Source organism: Azoarcus sp. DD4 (assembly GCF_006496635.1).
Classification (GTDB): Bacteria; Pseudomonadota; Gammaproteobacteria; order Burkholderiales; family Rhodocyclaceae; genus Azoarcus.
In genome coordinates this window covers 145,027-161,529 of record NZ_CP022958.1, presented here as the reverse complement: position 1 = coordinate 161,529, position 16,503 = coordinate 145,027, and the positions used below count along the sequence as shown (strand labels likewise).

27 protein-coding genes are annotated in these 16,503 nt (G+C 66.5%); 4 read left to right on the top strand and 23 right to left on the bottom strand.

The genetic code is table 11. The features are described from left to right. Position 1 precedes the first annotated feature (1 nt). The 22 genes from CJ010_RS00815 to CJ010_RS00710 form a co-directional block, all read right to left on the bottom strand. Positions 2 to 841 carry a hypothetical protein gene (locus CJ010_RS00815; protein WP_141016273.1) on the bottom strand — a complete coding sequence of 280 codons (840 nt, stop codon included), beginning with the start codon at positions 839 to 841 and terminating at the stop codon, positions 2 to 4. Beyond that, positions 841 to 1,254: a hypothetical protein gene (locus CJ010_RS00810; protein ID WP_141016272.1), complete on the bottom strand. Its 414-nt coding sequence runs from the start codon at positions 1,252 to 1,254 to the stop codon at positions 841 to 843. Before CJ010_RS00810 ends, CJ010_RS00815 begins: the two co-directional genes overlap by 1 nt. A 2-nt stretch (positions 1,255 to 1,256) precedes the next feature. Beyond that, positions 1,257 to 1,763 carry a hypothetical protein gene (locus tag CJ010_RS00805; protein ID WP_141016271.1) on the bottom strand — a complete coding sequence of 169 codons (507 nt, stop codon included), beginning with the start codon at positions 1,761 to 1,763 and terminating at the stop codon, positions 1,257 to 1,259. A 122-nt stretch (positions 1,764 to 1,885) separates the two neighbouring features. Then, positions 1,886 to 4,186 carry a hypothetical protein gene (locus CJ010_RS00800; protein ID WP_141016270.1) on the bottom strand — a complete coding sequence of 767 codons (2,301 nt, stop codon included), beginning with the start codon at positions 4,184 to 4,186 and terminating at the stop codon, positions 1,886 to 1,888. Beyond that, positions 4,183 to 4,419 (bottom strand): hypothetical protein, encoded by a 237-nt coding sequence (locus tag CJ010_RS00795; RefSeq protein WP_141016269.1) that lies wholly within the window; start codon positions 4,417 to 4,419, stop codon positions 4,183 to 4,185. The genes CJ010_RS00800 and CJ010_RS00795 overlap by 4 nt, the downstream gene beginning before the upstream one ends. An 80-nt stretch (positions 4,420 to 4,499) precedes the next feature. Next, positions 4,500 to 5,363, bottom strand: a complete 864-nt coding sequence (locus CJ010_RS00790) for a phage minor head protein (RefSeq protein WP_141016268.1) — start codon at positions 5,361 to 5,363, stop codon at positions 4,500 to 4,502. Beyond that, positions 5,360 to 5,569 (bottom strand): Lar family restriction alleviation protein, encoded by a 210-nt coding sequence (locus tag CJ010_RS00785; RefSeq protein WP_141016267.1) that lies wholly within the window; start codon positions 5,567 to 5,569, stop codon positions 5,360 to 5,362. Before CJ010_RS00785 ends, CJ010_RS00790 begins: the two co-directional genes overlap by 4 nt. Then, positions 5,566 to 7,044, bottom strand: coding sequence for a hypothetical protein (locus tag CJ010_RS00780; protein ID WP_205754865.1), 1,479 nt, complete (start codon positions 7,042 to 7,044; stop codon positions 5,566 to 5,568). Before CJ010_RS00780 ends, CJ010_RS00785 begins: the two co-directional genes overlap by 4 nt. Positions 7,045 to 7,181: 137 nt before the next feature. After that, positions 7,182 to 7,439 carry a hypothetical protein gene (locus tag CJ010_RS00775; protein WP_141016266.1) on the bottom strand — a complete coding sequence of 86 codons (258 nt, stop codon included), beginning with the start codon at positions 7,437 to 7,439 and terminating at the stop codon, positions 7,182 to 7,184. Positions 7,440 to 7,456: 17 nt separating this feature from the next. Continuing rightward, positions 7,457 to 8,995: a terminase large subunit domain-containing protein gene (locus CJ010_RS00770; protein ID WP_141016265.1), complete on the bottom strand. Its 1,539-nt coding sequence runs from the start codon at positions 8,993 to 8,995 to the stop codon at positions 7,457 to 7,459. A 61-nt stretch (positions 8,996 to 9,056) separates the two neighbouring features. Further along, the gene (locus tag CJ010_RS00765; protein WP_141016264.1) at positions 9,057 to 9,434 is read right to left on the bottom strand and encodes a hypothetical protein; all 378 of its coding nucleotides are present in this window, start codon (positions 9,432 to 9,434) and stop codon (positions 9,057 to 9,059) included. After that, positions 9,434 to 9,742, bottom strand: a complete 309-nt coding sequence (locus tag CJ010_RS00760) for a hypothetical protein (protein ID WP_141016263.1) — start codon at positions 9,740 to 9,742, stop codon at positions 9,434 to 9,436. Before CJ010_RS00760 ends, CJ010_RS00765 begins: the two co-directional genes overlap by 1 nt. Continuing rightward, on the bottom strand, positions 9,742 to 10,281 hold the full coding sequence (locus CJ010_RS00755; RefSeq protein ID WP_141016262.1) for a DUF3486 family protein: 540 nt from the start codon (positions 10,279 to 10,281) through the stop codon (positions 9,742 to 9,744). Before CJ010_RS00755 ends, CJ010_RS00760 begins: the two co-directional genes overlap by 1 nt. A gap of 1 nt (position 10,282) precedes the next feature. Further along, complete coding sequence (locus tag CJ010_RS00750) at positions 10,283 to 10,594, bottom strand: hypothetical protein (protein ID WP_141016261.1); 312 nt, start codon at positions 10,592 to 10,594, stop codon at positions 10,283 to 10,285. Further along, positions 10,591 to 10,977, bottom strand: coding sequence for a hypothetical protein (locus tag CJ010_RS00745; RefSeq protein ID WP_141016260.1), 387 nt, complete (start codon positions 10,975 to 10,977; stop codon positions 10,591 to 10,593). Before CJ010_RS00745 ends, CJ010_RS00750 begins: the two co-directional genes overlap by 4 nt. Next, positions 10,974 to 11,546 (bottom strand): hypothetical protein, encoded by a 573-nt coding sequence (locus tag CJ010_RS00740; protein ID WP_141016259.1) that lies wholly within the window; start codon positions 11,544 to 11,546, stop codon positions 10,974 to 10,976. The genes CJ010_RS00745 and CJ010_RS00740 overlap by 4 nt, the downstream gene beginning before the upstream one ends. Next, on the bottom strand, positions 11,543 to 11,764 hold the full coding sequence (locus CJ010_RS00735; protein ID WP_141016258.1) for a hypothetical protein: 222 nt from the start codon (positions 11,762 to 11,764) through the stop codon (positions 11,543 to 11,545). Before CJ010_RS00735 ends, CJ010_RS00740 begins: the two co-directional genes overlap by 4 nt. Before the next feature lie 166 nt (positions 11,765 to 11,930). Continuing rightward, positions 11,931 to 12,284, bottom strand: coding sequence for a hypothetical protein (locus CJ010_RS00730; protein WP_141016257.1), 354 nt, complete (start codon positions 12,282 to 12,284; stop codon positions 11,931 to 11,933). Continuing rightward, entirely contained in the window at positions 12,274 to 12,837 is a 564-nt protein-coding gene (locus CJ010_RS00725; protein WP_141016256.1) for an N-acetylmuramoyl-L-alanine amidase, read from the bottom strand. Before CJ010_RS00725 ends, CJ010_RS00730 begins: the two co-directional genes overlap by 11 nt. A 77-nt stretch (positions 12,838 to 12,914) precedes the next feature. Beyond that, positions 12,915 to 13,397, bottom strand: a complete 483-nt coding sequence (locus CJ010_RS00720; protein WP_141016255.1) for a DUF4124 domain-containing protein — start codon at positions 13,395 to 13,397, stop codon at positions 12,915 to 12,917. 427 nt (positions 13,398 to 13,824) lie between these two features. Then, positions 13,825 to 14,067 carry a hypothetical protein gene (locus CJ010_RS00715; RefSeq protein ID WP_141016254.1) on the bottom strand — a complete coding sequence of 81 codons (243 nt, stop codon included), beginning with the start codon at positions 14,065 to 14,067 and terminating at the stop codon, positions 13,825 to 13,827. Positions 14,068 to 14,119: 52 nt separating this feature from the next. Next, entirely contained in the window at positions 14,120 to 14,599 is a 480-nt protein-coding gene (locus CJ010_RS00710) for a helix-turn-helix domain-containing protein (protein WP_141016253.1), read from the bottom strand. Between the two features lie 130 nt (positions 14,600 to 14,729). Here CJ010_RS00710 and CJ010_RS00705 point away from each other — a divergent pair, with 130 nt between their 5' ends. After that, positions 14,730 to 14,975 carry a DNA-binding protein gene (locus CJ010_RS00705; protein ID WP_141016252.1) on the top strand — a complete coding sequence of 82 codons (246 nt, stop codon included), beginning with the start codon at positions 14,730 to 14,732 and terminating at the stop codon, positions 14,973 to 14,975. Between the two features lie 174 nt (positions 14,976 to 15,149). Here the strand turns inward: CJ010_RS00705 and CJ010_RS00700 are convergent, their stop codons facing one another. Then, entirely contained in the window at positions 15,150 to 15,389 is a 240-nt protein-coding gene (locus CJ010_RS00700) for a hypothetical protein (RefSeq protein ID WP_141016251.1), read from the bottom strand. A 109-nt stretch (positions 15,390 to 15,498) separates the two neighbouring features. On the opposite strand from CJ010_RS00700, the gene CJ010_RS00695 reads away from it, so the two are divergent. The 3 genes from CJ010_RS00695 to CJ010_RS00685 are packed head-to-tail and all read left to right on the top strand — an operon-like array spanning position 15,499 to position 16,494. Next, positions 15,499 to 15,963, top strand: a complete 465-nt coding sequence (locus CJ010_RS00695; protein ID WP_141016250.1) for a hypothetical protein — start codon at positions 15,499 to 15,501, stop codon at positions 15,961 to 15,963. Beyond that, complete coding sequence (locus CJ010_RS00690; RefSeq protein ID WP_141016249.1) at positions 15,963 to 16,193, top strand: hypothetical protein; 231 nt, start codon at positions 15,963 to 15,965, stop codon at positions 16,191 to 16,193. The genes CJ010_RS00695 and CJ010_RS00690 overlap by 1 nt, the downstream gene beginning before the upstream one ends. Next, positions 16,183 to 16,494 (top strand): helix-turn-helix domain-containing protein, encoded by a 312-nt coding sequence (locus CJ010_RS00685; protein WP_141016248.1) that lies wholly within the window; start codon positions 16,183 to 16,185, stop codon positions 16,492 to 16,494. The genes CJ010_RS00690 and CJ010_RS00685 overlap by 11 nt, the downstream gene beginning before the upstream one ends. Positions 16,495 to 16,503: the final 9 nt, after the last annotated feature.

Here is a 16,503-nt window from a genome sequence, read left to right as displayed (position 1 = left end):
CTCAAGCTCCAACCAGCGCGATGGCGAAGTCGCCGTTTGCGTTGCCCATCGTGCCGGGCGACGTTATCTGTGCGGGCAGGTCAGTCCATCCCGGAATGGCCTTCGTTACTGATCTAACCGTCAGCCCAAGAGGCGTGTAATGCCTGTTCTGAGTCGTGGCCCACGCATAGAAGGACGGGTAGGCATTACCCTTTGACGCAAAGGCGGTGTAGTACCAACCCGGCGGAATCGTCACTGGCGTGATGGCGCCAACCTTCGAGCCGGTAGAAGACGCATCGATGTCCGCGGTTTGAGCGATTCGAGCATCCGGATAGCCGTCGCCGCCGCAGGCATACAGCCCGAGTCGAACCGTTGCCGCAGCGCCCGCAGAGCAGTACGCCGACAGGGCATCAACACGCATCCGCCCCAACAGCAGGAAAGGCTGCAAGGTAATGTACTCGTCGAGGCTGGGGGCCAGTCCTCTGTTCGGTGCGCCGCTGACTATGTTGTGCGAGGAGTACAACTCAAGATCGGCGATTACCCCCGGGAAGCCGTTGAACAGATTCCCTTTGTCCGGGGTGATGAATACCGTGGCACTGCCGGACAGGCTGATCCCTGTGGCCGGATACTCCGAATACGCACCACCATCCAGCTTTGACAAGATGACAGTGCGTTCCAGCGTATTGCCAGCCGCGACCTTGCCAAGCCCCGTCTCCCGGTTGTTGCCCTCTTCGATCGCATACGAGACTAGCTGCCCCGCAGCGAACTGGTCACTGACGCGTGCAAAGCCGGCTACGGCACTCAGCGTCATCGTGCCGGTGCCGGTCGTGGCTGTCGTCTCTTTGACGAAGTTGCCCAGCATCACGCAGCCCCACCATATTGATCAGCCAGCATCCCAGGGGTCCAGATCTCGGGCCGATGCAAGCCAAGGGCGGTAGCGCACCACTCGGAGCAATACCAGCGGCTGCGATCATCAAACGGCGTGCGCAGCACCTGCTGTGTGAGCAGGTCCAGCCATCCGTAGCCGGCACCCCTGGTGTCCGCGAACAGCTGCGTGATCGCGATCGGATTGACGTGCGGCAGGTCGATGACGTCCCAGTTGCCGCTATCAAGGTCGATCACTTTCGCGCGCACACCACCGTCGCGGATGCTCGACGAGTAGCAGCGCGCACCGACGACGAGCTCGCAGTGGGAATACGGCGAGCGCGTCCACCAGCGGATCAGCGCGTTGCCGACGGTGCCGCGACCCTTGTAGAGCGCCAGCCGGACGGTCATGGTCAGTTATCCACCTGGAACTGCAGCGTGCCGGCGTTGAACTTGACTGTGATGCCGGCGGCGGAGACGTTGTATGCGGTCGTGAGGTCGAGGCAGATCCAGGCGTTGCCGGCGGTGGTGGCGTCGTACCAGCGCACGGCCTGCAGGTTGCCCCACGACGCCGTCGACTCCGGGAACGTGATCACACCGTTGTTGCTCGTGGTGCCGCTGGTGCCCGAGCTGGCGACCGTGGTGCCGGCGCCTTGCGTGCCGGCCCAGTTGGCCAAGCTGCTGGCGACCGACACGCGGGCATAGGCGCCGCCACTGGGCTCGGTTCCGGCGCCGGCGTCGGTGCAGGTGTCGGTGGTGAGGCCGATGTACCAGGTGGCCGGCGCACCGAGCGACTGGCCGCGCAGCAGGGCGTCGAGGCTCTTGTTTTCGCCGTGGTCGGTGAGTGCGCCGGCAGCAGCGGGCAGCGACGTGACAAGCGCGCAGGCCGCAAGGGCCAGCGTGAAAAGCTTCTTCTTCATGGGGTTCTCCGGGGTTCCAAGCGTGGGCGGCGTTTTCGCCGGGAGTCCCCTGCAGGCCAGCGGTTCCGACCGCCCGACGGCGCCGGCCTGCAGGATCAGCCTCCCCTTCGGGGATGTGTCCCTTACGCCACCACGGCCTTGTAGAAGCCGCGGTAGTCCATCACCGCGCCGCTGTAGATGTGGCGGATCTTGTAGGTGATCTTGTCGTTGCTGAACATGCTGCCGACGTTGGGCATGTCCTGGACGAACAGCTCGGGCTCCTCGCGGCCATCCAGGAAGCCGATCTCGATCGTGGGGATGCGGCGCGGATCGGCCACGGCGGCCCAGTCGTTCGCGTCCGTCCAGTACGGCACCCCGATCACCTCGGGGTTGATTGTCTGGACGAAGGTCTTGTCCAGATTCTGGTTGCGGACGAAGAGGTTGTAGGCGGCCTCCTGCAGCTCGAACGGCACCAGCACGGTGGCCGGGCCGATGTTCAGGCGCTTGCTGGAGCCGGCCCGCACCTGCTTGATCATCGCCAGGCGTGCCGCGGCGAAGCTGGTGGCATCCAGCGCGGCCGCGCCCAGGTTGCCGTGGGTGGCGTGGAACAGCGCGACGGTGTCGTAGATGGTGGGGTTGGTGCGGATGAAGTCGAACACGAACTCATAGAGCGTGTTGCCCGCGGCCAGCGCCAGCTCGGTAGGGATGCGGCGGATGGAACCGACGTCGTCGTTGCGCACCATCTCCAGGGTGATGTCCTCGGTACCGCCGCGCTTGGTCACCGCATAGGTGGCCTTTTCATCGCTCGGACTGGTGAGGGCGGTGTAGGCGCCAGACTGCGCGACGGCCGGCAGATTGCCATAGCCGCCAATGCGGACGCGTTCCTGGGTGCGGAAGTCATTCACCGGCACGGCGCTGGCGATGCGGCGCCACGCCTGCAGCTCGGTCATGTCCGCGTACTCGGCAAGCATCCGGCGGGTGATGGAGTCGCCCAGCGTGTTGGCCCAGCTCGCCGAGGTCAGCGACTCGACGAAGCGCGCGCCGAGCGACTCGCGCAGTCGCGAGAGATCGACATCACGCAGATCGCCGGTCACGCGACGGTCGCCGGTAGTCTCGATGTAGCACTCCTTGAAGCTGTGCACACCGTTCTCGCCGGCGAAGAAGTTATCGAGCATCTCGTTGATCTTGACGCTGCGGTCCTCCACCTGGATGACGTCGTCGAAGTTGAGCGCCGGCTTGCCGCTCTCGGTGAAGCGCGCCAGGTAGGCACGCTCTCCGTCGATCGCCTTCTGTACGTCCTCACGGGTGAAGACTTCCTTGGCCTCGACGAAGCGCTCCAGCAGCTTGTCCTTGGCGGGCTGCGGCAGCTTGGCGGAGGCGATGACTTCGCGGGCCACCAGGCGGCACTCCACCAGGCGCACTTCGGTGAGGGCCGCGGCGCCGGCGCCCTGGGCTTCGGTCACCCGCGCGCTGGCGGTGATTGCGGCCTGGTAGGCGGTTTCGATCTGCTCGTCGGTCGCGGTGGCGCCGTCGAAGTTGGGGTTGTGGGCCTGGATGGCCTCGATCATGCGTTGGCGCAGTGCCATGTCTTCATCCTCCTGGGACGCTTGGGCTTCGGTGATGCGCAGCAGGGCCCCGCCCGCACCGGGTTCGACGATCAGGTCCACGGAATGGACCTTGGTGAATTCGGTGGCCTGGCGCACCTTGCGCCCGCCACGGGTGACGACCTTGGCCTTGGCGTCGGCGTCGATCGAGAAGCCGAACAGGTTCGACAGGCCGCGCGCATGGGCTTCTCGCACGCGCACGGCCACATCGCCATCGGGCTGGATAAGGTGCAGGTCGGCATGGACTTCGCCGGTGTCGGTGTCCGTACCCTCGACAAAGCGCGCGTTCTTCAGCGCGCCGATCAGGTTGCGGAAGCTCTTGCCCGGCACCGCGCCGCCCTTGCCGGCGGCGATGTGTTCGGCGTCGCTCTTCTCGAAGACGCGCGCGCCTTCGATCAGGCGCACGGCGTTGCGCAGCACGTCGTCGGGGTAGTAGTTGCCGTTGCCGGACTCGCCCGCCTTGATGACGCGGATGGTCCAGATGCCGGTTTCGGGTTCGCCGACGGATTCGATGAAGACGGCGTCGCCCGAGGCGTCGCCCGATTCGGCGGCGCCTCGGGCGGCTTCGACGAGGCGAACAGGGGTGTGCGTCTGAACCACTTCTTGACGCGGCGACAGCTGCACCTGGTTGTCGTCGGTCAGCGTGTAGGGGTAGGCGTAGAGTCGGCCGTTTTCGGCGATGACGAGGCGGTCGGGATACACGGCCTGGACTTGCACCCAGTCCTTTCCCAGCGCGGTGCCCACGGCCTTCCGCACCAGATCGACCACCTGCAGCACCTCGGTGGAGGCCGCCTCGATCATCCGGGCGCCGACGATGCCCGCGGCGGGGATGATCTTCACTTCTCGGCCTTCGCCGGCGGCACGCGGCCGGTCAGCTTCTGGCCGTCGATGGTGACAACGGTCAGGACGTCACCGCGCACCCGGTTGGCGAAGACTTCGGCGGCCTTGACCGCGACTTCCTCGTCCTTGCCGGTCGGCTTGCCGTCCTTGTCCACAGCGGGGACGAGCCGCTTGACCAGCTTGGCCGCCTCGGCCGCCGGCAAGTCCATCGGGTTCTGGGATACCTGTTCCATCTCGCGCTCCGTCGTGTCGTGTTTGGGTATTGACGGGGAGATGGTCCGCCCGCGCGCGACGGGCGCTGGATTAAAGGGTTTTACTCTTTCTTGATCGCAGCGCGGGCGCGGGCAGCTTCGGCCTTGTCGTTCTCTTCGATCGGATCTTTGACGGTCCGCTTCCACCCCGGCACCACCGGCACCGCGACGCAGCCGCAGTTGATGGTGTGGCGGGCGGGCGCCTTCGGGTCGTGCGGGTACATCATCGTCACGGCGCCGCCTTCCAGCACGAAGGGCTTGTCCACCGGCTGTTCCTGGCCGTGGATGGCCATGTGCGTCACGCGGGGTTCGCGCTTGCCACTCTTCACCCAGCGCTTCTTCAGGCCGGGCACTTCGGCGCCGGCCTGCTCCATGCGGATCTGGTTGGCGGTGGAGTAGGCGCGCGCGAGTTCGGTACGGGTGATGGTGGTGGCGCGCTTGAGGGTGTCGGCCTTCAGCACCTTCGAAATGCCTTTCATGGCGTCGAAAGGCGTCTGCGCGCCGATCACCACCAGGCCAAGCTGGTTGTTGATGCTGGTGAGCGCGTCCGCCGCTACGTCCTTCATCTTCTCGGTGAGAAAGGACCGCATGGCGGTGAGCTGCTGCACGTCGATGGTCGGCAGCACCAGGCGCAGGCCGGCGGCGGTGGCCACGTCATCCACCAGCGCAGCGCCCAGGCGCCACGCTTCCACCTGGCCGACATCCACCGCGGCGGCGACGTCGGCGCCGAGCGTGCCGAGCACGCGGGCGATCGCGGCGCGCAGCTGGGGCAGGTACCACTGCTGGTAGTCGCTGGGCGCGCCGGCCAGGATGACGAGGATCTGGCGGTCGGCCTCCTCGAGGAGCTTTTTCAGCTCGGCGCCGGTGGCGTTGATGAGCGCGGTGCGGCCTTTGAGGGCGGCCACCGCGGCTTGCGTCGGGGTCATGCGCGGGTGTTCCAGGCGCAGGCGGCGGCGTAGTGGGCTTCATCCCGGGCACCGTCGTCAGGGCCGGGGCGGAACTGCACTTCCTTGCCGTGGGCGCCGCAGTCCAGGCACAGGCCGCGGGCGATGCGCACGCCGAACACCCAGGGCTCGTCCTCGACGGTCGCGGCGCCGCCGCAGAAGGGGCAGGGCAAGGCGTCGGGGATCATGCTTCGGCCGGCTCGGTGGCGTCTTCCGGCGCGACGGCGCCGGGGTCGGCGCTGCCGGGGAAGGCGTCGTCTTCGGCTTCGTCCTCGGCGCGCTTCGCCGCGGCCTTGCGGGCAGCGGCCAGTTCCGTGACCGGGTCGATCTCCACGCCGAGCTGGCCGGCAATGGCGGCGACCAGGGCGACGGCGGTTTCATCGGTGATCAGGCGCTTCTCCACGGCGAACGCCGCGCCGGTCACCACTTGGGCCAGCGCCGCGGCGTATCGGGTGGTGTCGCGGGCGGTCATCTCGGGGAAGCGGGCTTCGACCTTGAGGCGCTCGTCGTCCCAGTCGGGTTCGCCCTCGCTTTCGGCCTTGAGCTTCTGGCGAATGACGTAGCGGCCCATCACCTCCAGGATGTGCTTCAGGTAGCGCTGGCGAAGCGAGAAGGTCTTGAAGGTGGGTTCGCCCATGCTGTCGCCGGTGGCGCGATTGACGTCGCCCCCGCCGCCAAACCAGTGTTCAGGAATGGTGGCGCCGCCCAGCACGTGGTTGCGGAACAGCCGCGCGCCCTCGGCGGTGTCGCCGGCCTTGATGTCCGGGCTCTCGGCCTTCCAGATCTCTGTTTCGTTGTGCACGCGCACGCTGCCGGGCTTAGGTGCCTTGATCTGACGCGCCTTCTCTTTCACCTTGGCCTCGTCGGCGCTGGTGAGCGTCACGTCCCACACGAAGGCCCGCAGGAAGTTGTAGCGCTCGATCTCGCCGAACAGGAACTGGTCGTAGGCATCCACCCAGTCCGCCGGCGCGCGCAGGTCGCTGCGGCCGCGGCGGCTTACCGAGAGGTCGTTGACGGTGAAGAAGAAGCACTCGCCGTCGGCGAAGGTCTCGCGGATCTGCTGGGTGCGCTGGGTGAAGAGTTCGCCTTCCGGCCCGTTGACGATCACCCGGTACCGGCGCGCCACGCCCTTCCTGTCCTTGACGGTGACAATCCCGATCGGCTGCTCCGGGTTGTCCGGATCGACCACCACGGTGGCGATCAGCGCCGGGTCCAGGTAGCCCAGGCGAACGTGGCCACTCGTCTCATTCACGAAGGTCGGCCAGCACTGTTCGCCGAACAGCGCCAGCTCGCGCACCTTCTTGGGCAGCTTGACGTCCATCTGGTTGATGGGGTCGTCCCAGAAGCGGGTAATGACGGGCTGCATGGCTTCGTCCGCCGCCTTCAGCTCTACCCCCTCGCCGAGCATGTAGGCCAGCGGCAGCTCGATGATGCGGTTGGCCAGCAGGTTCGCGTCCCACAGGTAGAGCGCCGTCTCGCGCATGCGGTCTTGCGAGAGCGGCGAGAGGTCGCGCGACACGTCGCCGGAGAGGCGGCGCCAGCCGTCCTCGTCGTCCGGGTCGACGGTGGCGCCGGCGGCTTCGACCAGGCGCACCGTCTGCCCGGCCACCGCGGCCGGTTCGGCCCATGGGTTCAGTTTGTGGAGGAATTCGCGGATACCCATGGGTCGCTCACTGATCGGCGTGGTTCGTAACACGTGTTACGCGCGTTACAAGGCGGGTAACGCCCGGTGCGCCGTACGTCGCAGCCCGGCAGGGGTGCGATAGGGGCGCTACGGGCCGGATTTCGGGTTTGGTCATTTCACAGACGCCGGGCACAACGGACGTTCTCATAGACGTCAAATGCGCGAGTGCGCTCCGCGCCCACCTCGCAAAGCCCTGCGTACTCGTACCAGGCTTTCACCGCCGCATCCAACGCGCGATGAGCAGCCTCCTTCGCGGCGGCGATCTGCTGCGCCTCCGTTGCGGCCGGCGGGTCGCTCGCCTTGCCGGTGCAATAGCCGTTGCAGGCGTCGTCCCCCTGGTGGCAATCCACGCCACACACCATCACCTTCTTCATCATCCTTCTCCTCTTGCTTACCGGCGGCCCAGAAACCCGCCGCCGAAGATCCGCCGCAGCAGGCCGCCGGATTGCGGCCGCTCCGCGGCGTAGGTGTTGTCGTCCGGCTCCACCGTCTCGCCGGCGGCCGGCTCGGCCTCGGCGCAGCTGGCGGCGTAGGCCAGCAGGATGGAGACGCCGGCGTCGCCGTGGCGCTGGCCGCCGTCGGCGCCCTTGCTGCGGCCTTCGGGGATGAGAGGCACGCCCTTGACCACCTGGAAGGCGCGCAGGTCATCGAGCACGTCGGCGTCGCGCGGCAGCAGGATGGTGCCGTCCTCGAAAGCGGCTTTCAGCGGCGCGGTGTTTTCCCGGTACCAGGTCTGGCTGAGCATCACGCATTCGATGCGCTGGGCGCCCCAGCGCTGGATGGCCTTCTCGGCCAGGTACTGACCGTTACCCCGGCCGTCGAGCTTGCCGGCGCGCAGCCGCGGCAAGCGGTCGCCGATGTAGAAGAGCGCCTCGCGCTGCTGGTCGAAGGGACAGTTGCGCAGCTCCAGCAGGAAGGGGAAGCGGCGGGTCAGGTCGCGCTGGATCTGGAAGGGCGAGATCACCGTAAGGTCACCCGTGCGGCCGAAGTCCTCGCCGAAGCCGCTGGCCAGCAGCGGGTCCAGCTCGGCCAGCAGCGGGCCGGCGTGCTCGTCCAACCAAGCGCGCATCTCGGCCGTGCGCTGCTCTTCGGACCACAGCACGAAGTCGTCGGCCGGCGGCGCCCAGCGCAGCACGGGGGCGTCGTACATGCGGGCCTCGATCAGCGTGCGGTTCAGCCACGCGCCGCCCGAGTTCTTGGGGATGCAGTCCAGTTCCTCGGCGGCGTTGTCGCGGTACTGGGCGCGGATGCCGGCCACCCAGGCCGCCTTGCCTTCCTCGGTGGCTTCCTTGCCGGTACGCAGGCACACCCGCTCGTACAGGCCATCGGCTACCGCGTCGTCGAAGGTGACGCGGTGCAGGCTGTAGGGCACCTTGCCGGCGCGGATGTCCTGGCACAGCTCGTTGAACGGGTTCTCGGCGCCGTCGTGGGTGGAGATGATGTGCACCTGCCCGCCCCAGATCAGCAGCGCCATCGCCGCCTTGAGCAGCTCGGCCAGATCGGTGTGGAAGGCAGCTTCGTCCAGGATCACCCGCCCCTGCTTGCCTCGCAGGTTGCGCGGGCTGGACGACAGCGCGGTGATGCGCCAGCCGCTGGCGAAGCGGATGGTGAAGGCGAGGATGCTTTGCTTCTCCTCGCCGTCGATGAAGACCTCTTCGCCTTCCTCGATCTCGCCTGCGGCCAGCCCGTAGGAGCGCGCCCAGTCCGCGCAGTCACGGATGAACTCCAGCGCCATGTCCTTGGTGTAGCCGATGTACCAGCTATCCATGCCCGAGGTGGAGGCGCCGAGCAGCGCGGTGTCGGCCGCCTCGCCCCAGGAGAGGCCGATACGGCGGCTCTTCTCGATGACCTTCACCGGAGTGGTGTCGGCGCACCAGCGCTGCTGGTAGGGCAGCAGCGCCATGGGGGTGCGGGCCTCGCGCGGTTCCATGGCGAGGCTGACGGCGCCGGAGACGGGGGCGGGGAGCGGCGGACGCTCAGCGGTAGTCAATTCAGCCCACCCTAGCGCGGATCAACATGATCTGGTCGTCGGTCAGCGCAGTGCCTTGCTTTTCGAGGGCGGAGCAGATCTGCGCCAGCGCCACCTCGGGATCGATAAAGTGGAAGTCGTTGGCCTTGATGTCTCGGACCTCTGGCGACTGGCGGGCATAGATCTGCCGGAGCATCATGCGGACGCTGCGCGCAGACACGACTTCGCCGTCGCGGTACGTCTCGGCGATGTCATTCGCGGCATCTGCCAGCTGATCGCGGATGCCGCGGTAGTACGCGGCAGCCTGGCTATCTCGATAGGCGGCCATTGCGATCAGCAGCACAGCGGCAACAACGATGAATGCGCAGAGCAAGCCGAACAGGGTGAAAGCGTCTTGCATCACACGCCCCCGCGCTCGTTGTTCGGGAACATTTCGTCCCACTCGGACTTCATCAGGAATTCGGATGACAATTCCAAGTCTTCGATGTCGCCCTCCTCGGCGTTCTTGCGGGCCAACGACAGAAGAAACTCCGCCGCACAGACGTACTCGTCCTCCTGGAAGTACTTGTATTTGATGTCGGTGTCGGAGACGACCCAGACCTTTCGCTTCGCCTCCTTGTTCTTCGCCTGGATCAGTTCATCGCACCGCCGGCGCGCGTACTGCAGCTGCCCGTAGTTCAGGCCTTTCAGGAACTCGTCCGTCGACATCACACCACCCCCAGAATCTTCTGCCGGATCAGCTCGGCCGCTTCGTCGGAGAGCCCCTGCGCCTTGGCCGTCTTCACCGCCTCGACGGCGGCCTTCTTCGCGGTCTCCTCGCGGATCTTGAGAATGCGCTGGGTGGTGAGCACGTCGGCGCTGGCCAGGTCCTTCATGGCCTTGGCCAGGAACATCACTTCCTGGGCCTCGGCCGATTCCTCGCGGTCGCCCATGCTGCCTAGGGTCTGGAAGGCGACCGAGCGCAGCATTTCGGGCAGCAGGCGGGCCACGTCGCCGTCGGGCTCGTTTTCGAACTTGTCGACCCACACCTTGGCGACCTCGCGGGCCTCGCGGTAGCGGCGCATCTGTTCCTCGGCGCGCTGGGCGTAGCGGCCCAAGGCCGAGCGGCTGACCGGCGCCTCGCCGCCGTTGAGCTTGGCGAGGTGGGCGACGATGTCGTCCAGCGTGTAGCGCCCTTCGCGGATCAGCTCGTCCACCGCGTCGCGCAGACGCGGGTCGAGCTGCTGGATGCTGCTCTTGCGGGCCATGTCAGGACGCCCAGTACTTCACCGGGCGGGCGATGCCCGGCTCGCAGTCGATGGTGTATTCGGCGATGTCGTGGCCGTAGCGGGTGAGCCCGGCCCACCACCGGCCGGAGGGTTCCTTGCGGACATCGACCAGCTTGCGGTCCGCCAGGTAGTCCAGCTGCTGGCGCACCTCGATAGGGGTCGCGTCCGGGAAGATGCCGGCGGCGATCATCTGCAGGTGCTCTTCGCACATGTCTTCCGGCCGGCTGTTGTACAGCGCCAGCAGCAGATACCAGCGCAGCGACTCGCGGCGCACCTTGGCGTGGTCGATCACGATTTCATCCCCTTGAGTTGTATGTTCTCGATCTTCAGCGCCACCGCATCGAGCTTGGCCTCGATCACCGTCTGATTGCGCACGTAGTCCTCGCGGCGGACGTAGAAGACCGGCAAGTCCGCCTTGAGCGTGAGCAGCTCGCGTTCCACGCGCTGCCACTGGGCGGACTCTTCGCGGCTGGCAATCTCCAGCGCGGCGAATCGGGTATCCCAGTGCGCCTGCTGCACCTTGCTGGCACTCGCCTGCGCTTCGAAGCGGGTGTCCAGGCGCTTCTCCACCTGGCCGAGCAAGACCTTTCCGGCGGCAAAGGCCGCGGCCAGGAAGGTCACCAGCAGCCCGACGAGGAAGGTGATGAGCGCCCACAGCTCGATCTGTATCGTCATCGTTCGTCGTGCCAGTCGATCAGGGCGCCGAGCCGGCGGGTGCACTCGCCGTACTCGCCGGCGGCGTGGAGGGCCCAGCGGGCGACGTCGGTGTCGGTGGCAGCGTCGCCTTCATCCCTAGCAGCGGGCTGCGCGGCAGGGGCGGCAGGGTGGGCGGCATCCGCTGCAGGAGCGACGCGGGCGGGCGCGGGCATTCGAGGGGCGGCGATGCCGGGGGCGCGGTCGAGCACGCGCAGAGCAGCGCCGCCAAGGCAAGGGCGGCCGGTAGTGACTTTCGAGAGGGCATCGTCGAGTTCCTTCTGCAGGGTGGCGGCGGATTCGTTGGCGGCGGCCAGCCGCACGGTGAGTTCGTCGCCGCGCGCCTGGGCGGCCTGCAGGCGCTCGCGCGCCAGGCGTTCGGCCTTCGTCACGCGCTCGGTCTGCTCGGTGCGCAGCTCTGCGAGCTCGCTGTTCTTCACCTGGGCAACGATCCACCCGCCCGCAGCCGCGCCCGCCGCGACGAGCGCGGCCAGCGCCAGCCAGCGCGGCACCGGGCCGAACTGGGCGGCGTATTGCGCGATGGGGCTCACAGCTTCAGCCCCTGGGCGGTGACCACCCGCAACATGGCGTTGCCAACCGGCAGCACCACGCACATCAGCGCATACACGTTGGCTGGCAGCAGCGGCTGCAGCTGGCCGGTGACGGCCTCCAGGGCGATCAGGCCGGCGCACACGACGTTGAACCACAGCGTGCGGCTCTTCCACCAGCACTTGCGGCAGGTGATTTCGGGGGTGTCGGCGGCGGTCATCGCTTGCTCCGGGCGCGGTTACGGCGGCGCTGCGCCTGGCGCTTCGCGGCCCGCACGCCAGTGCGGCGGGCCGTCGGGTAGAAAGAAGCCGGCGCTGCCGCGTAGGGCAGCAGCCGGCAAACCTGGGGCACGGCCCCAAGGAGGAGACTCAGTACAGTGCGCAGCATCAGTGGCCTCGCGCGGCGGGGGAGCGGGCCACCCGCGCCATGAAGGCGGGCAGATCCATCTCCCACAGGGAGTGTCGGCGGCCGACTTCGACCAGGCGGGCGCCGGGCATGCGGTGGCCGTTGGCGCGCCAGGCGCGCACCACGCGCACGCCGGCAGCCAGCAAGTCGGCGCCCATCTCTCGCATGTCCGCCCGGCTGAGCGGGCCAGACGCTGCCGAGAGCACCACGACGTCGCGATACTCGTAGGTGACAACCACGACGCCCAGGCGCGCGCTGGCGCCCACCAGGCCATCCCAGACCCGGATCACTTCAACGAGGGGGTCGCGGCTGATCGGCATGGTTTCAATCCGCAACCGGGCGCAGCACATGGCCATCCAGCGGCACCATGCCGCCCGCGAGCCAGTCGCGCACGGAAAAACCGGGGCAGGTCTTGAGCCATTCGAAGGGCTCGACGATGCCGTTGCCGTTGCCGTCCGGAGAGAGGTCGCGGTGGCCGCAGATGCCGCGCGCGCCGCGCCCCGCCCTGGGGATGTCGGCGAACTGCAGCGGCACGTTGTAGAGCTTGGCGAGGTGCGCCACCTGGTCGGCGAGCGCAGCCCACTGGTCGGGCGTGTAGCGGTCGGTGCCGATCAGGCAGATGCCGATGGAGTGGGTGTTCCACTGCGCGGCGTGCGCGCCGACTTCGTCGACGTGGCGGCCGGAAAAGCGCGCGCCGTTGAGGCCGATGACCCAGTGGTAGCCGATCGACGTCAGATCGGGGTTGAAACGCTGGCGGGCCGCAGCGGCGCGTTTGAAAAAACGGGGGGCGCTGCGGTGCCAGTGGTCGATATCCGCCAGCTGCGTCCACCGCCCATTGGGGGTGGCCGAGCAGTGGATGACGATGAGGGAGATCTGTCGCGTAGCCATGATGCGAGGCTACGCGCGCGGGCGAGGACGCCCGGATTAAAGGGTTTTACTGTTTGGGGCGCGTCTGCGCCCGTGCGTCACTGATCGAACACCGAAACCCGCTCGCCGGGGCCGCACTTGAAGAAGCTGTCGGACGCGGCCTTCTTCGCCTTCTCCTGCTCCCGCCGAATGTTCTCGGGGTGGTGGAACTCCTTCGACCAACGTTTGGCGTCGGCATGCTGCTGGCGCAGCCTGGCGCATTCATCCGGCTCGGCCGCTTCCTTTGCGCGCGCCATTTCGCGGCGCTCCTCCGCCTTGTCGCGGTACTTCTGGGCGGCGGCCTGCGCTTCCAGCCGGCGGGCCGTTTGCTGCTCGAGCACGGCGGCCGCGGCCGGGTCATAAGCGCCCGCGGCCGGTTTCACGTCCAGCGGTTTCGCCTCGGCGTGGCAGGGTCTGTCGGAGAACACTGTCTTGCCGCCTTCCTGGCATTTGAAGACCTGGGCGTGGGCCGGCAGGGCCGCCGCAAGTGCGGCCACGAATAGGATGTGCTTCATGCTTTGCCTCGCGTAGTGGACTTCCAACCAGGCACAACCGCTACCCAGCAACAAGCGCAGTCATCCCTCGAACACGGCGCCAGCTTCTCGAACAGCGGATCGTGAACATCCACAATTGCACCATCCAGTTGCCTACATTCACGCGGCGCACTCGCCGATGGACCAACCAAGAAACGGGCCCTAAATCCCGGCATGAGTTGCGCTGCCTGAAGCATGTTGCGGCGGCTCCGTTCTTGAGCCTGTTTGGCCGCTGCCCGATGCTGGGCGTGCTGGACTTCATACTGGGCACGCCACTGCCTCTCAATATCTTCTGCTTGCTCGGCAGTAACCAAACGCCTTACCGGATCACTCGGCGTCGACTTCACGAACACGAATTGTCCGCATGTTCGGCACTTCGCTTTGCGTGTCGGGAGCTTATCCAGGGGCGCCCGGCAGTAGGGGCAGTAGGCCACGATTAACCATTCCCCAGAGAGGTGCTGTCGTCTGATCCTGGCTTAAGGCCAGGCGCCAGCAGCAACGCCATACCTGATCCACTCACCGTCAGCCTGATATTGCCGAGCGTGACCCGCATTTCCGGCTCGGGCTCTGGCTCCGGTTTGCCGGCTGCTGCATCGCTGAAGAGTTTCCGCACGCGTTCGCGCGCCCATTCGCTTTCCACGCCTTGCACTCCCATGAGGTTCTGCAGTGCGGAGAGCATATCTGCCTGCCATAGGCGGCGTGCGCGTGCGCGGGCGGAGATGTGACGGCTGTCACACCATCGCTTCGATCTTCCGGCGGAGCTTTTCATTGTCCAGCTCTCCCTCTTCATCTAATCGGAGCACCACTAGAACCGCATCTACCAAATCTCGGAGCTTGCGTCCGCGAGGAACCTGGCGTCCGTGGTCGATCAGTGCATCGACCACGTACTCCAGCACCATCGGCCAAGCAGGATCAAGCGAGGTACCCCGGGCGAGATCCATGCGAGTAGGCGCCGCCGGCTCGGCCGCTGGCGTCCTGGCGGCATAAGCAACGACCGCTTCCGAAACACCCTGCGCTGCCCGATTCCCAGTTACGACATACAGGACGTCAACGCCGGCTTTTGATAGCGCGGATAACTGCACTGCCGTCGGTGACGACACGCCCTTTTCCCAATCGATGAGCGTGCGGCGCTTTCCGCCGGCCAGCGCAGAGAACGCGTCCTGCGTGAGCCCAAGACGCTCCCGCTCTTCTCTCAGCCTGTCACCGAGCATGTGCAAATTCCCACCAAAACAAGTTGACGTGCGCAGATATCCGCACAATAATTAACTCACACCATCACAAACCGAACAGCAGCTTAGTCGGCACTTTGCAGAGCGCCGACGCCGTTCCCAAGGAGCCGCCATGCCACTACGTACCGCAGACGACGCCCGGGCCGAACTTAAGGCCAAGGGCATCTCGATCACCCAATGGGCGATCGCCAACAAGTTCTCGCCCAACCTTGTCTTCGAAGTCCTGGGCGGCCGCAAGAAGTGCGTGCGCGGTCAGGCCCACGAGATCGCGGTGAAGCTCGGCATCAAGGCCGGCGAGATCTGCACCGACCCGGCCAAGGCCTTGGCTACCCCCACGCGCCAGCGCGCTGCCGCCTGAGGCCCGCCATGTTCCTGCGCTTCCAAACCGTCATCTACCTCACCGACCTGGCCCCCGCATTCATCGACGCGGGCATGCACGTCGGCGGCAGCGTCGAAGCCATCCACAACTACTGGGTTGGAGCCTGAGCCATGGCCGAGCGCGACCCATTCGGCTTCGACCCCGCCTGGCCCGTCATCGGTGACGCTGGTTACGTGCGTCCTCAAGCCGGTCCGCAATGTCCTGCAGCGTCCGCACCGAAGCGGCCGTGCCCGGATTGTCCGTATGCCGCTGCGCAGCCGACCGTCGCAGCCCCTGAACAAGGCGGGGGCCATCAATGACCGCCGCGTCTTCCAGCTCGGCCACCAGCGCGCCGAAGGCCATGTACACGGCATCGATTCTGCCGGCGAGTTCGTCGAACTGCGTGTTGTCCATGGCTGACTCCGGGCTTGGATTCGATGACCTGAATTTTAGCGATGAGCAAACCGTTTCCGCCGTTTAGAAACCGCTTTCTTTTTAGATCCGCACTTACTCACCACATCAAATGAGCACGAGACATTCGAAACCGATGCCGACCAGCCTGCGAGCCGCCTTCGAGGCCGACAAGGCACACGCCCTTGGGAAGCGACGACTGAGCACCGAACGCCTGGCCGAACTGATGGCCGTCACGCCGGCCGTCCTCTACAAGTGGCTAGAGAACGATTCCATGCCGGTCAACCGCATCCCGCTGTGGGAGCACATCACTGGCAGCGATTACGTGGTGCGCTACCTCACCGCCAACGCGCACCGCGTAGTGATCGAGATCCCCACCGGCCGGAACATCAATGCCGAGGACGTGCATGTGCTCCAGGCCACGTTGAACGGTTCCGTCGGTGCGCTGCTGGACTTCATGAAGGGCGACATGGAGCGCGATACGTGCGTCGCGAAGGTCAGCACCGGGCTGGAAAGCCTGGCCTGGCACCGCGAGAACGTCCGGAAGAACGATCAACCCGAACTGGATCTGGACTGATGGATACCGAACTGGAAAACGCCCGCGAGGCCGTGGCTCGCCTCGCCAGCTACCTGGAAGGCAGCAGCACGGTGCAGGAGGTGGCGCTGAAGCTGATCGCCGACACCGGCAGCCCCTTCTACAGCCGCGATGTGATCGCCCACACCACGCCGATGGAGAACGCGATCAGCGGCTTACTGGAGCGCATCTGGGGTGTTTTTGACGACGGGGAGGCCGGCCATGACGCCTGAACTCTACGGCAAGAGCGAGCAGGTAACCCGCGTGTGCCGCCTGATGGTGGTGCTGGCCGGGCACACGGTGAATGGCCTGCCGCCGGGCGAACTGGCCAAGGCGCTGGACACCACGCCTTCGACCATGACGCGGATGCTGGCCCAGCTGAAAAACGAGGGCTTCGTGGAGGAAACCAAGGTCGGCGGCCGCTGGCGGCTGGGGCCGAAGGTGCTGCAGATCACCCGCGCCTACGAAGTCGACATTGCCCGCCAGGAAGGCGAGCTGAACCAGATCAAGCAGCGCTACAGCTGCACCGTGTAAGAGGGCATG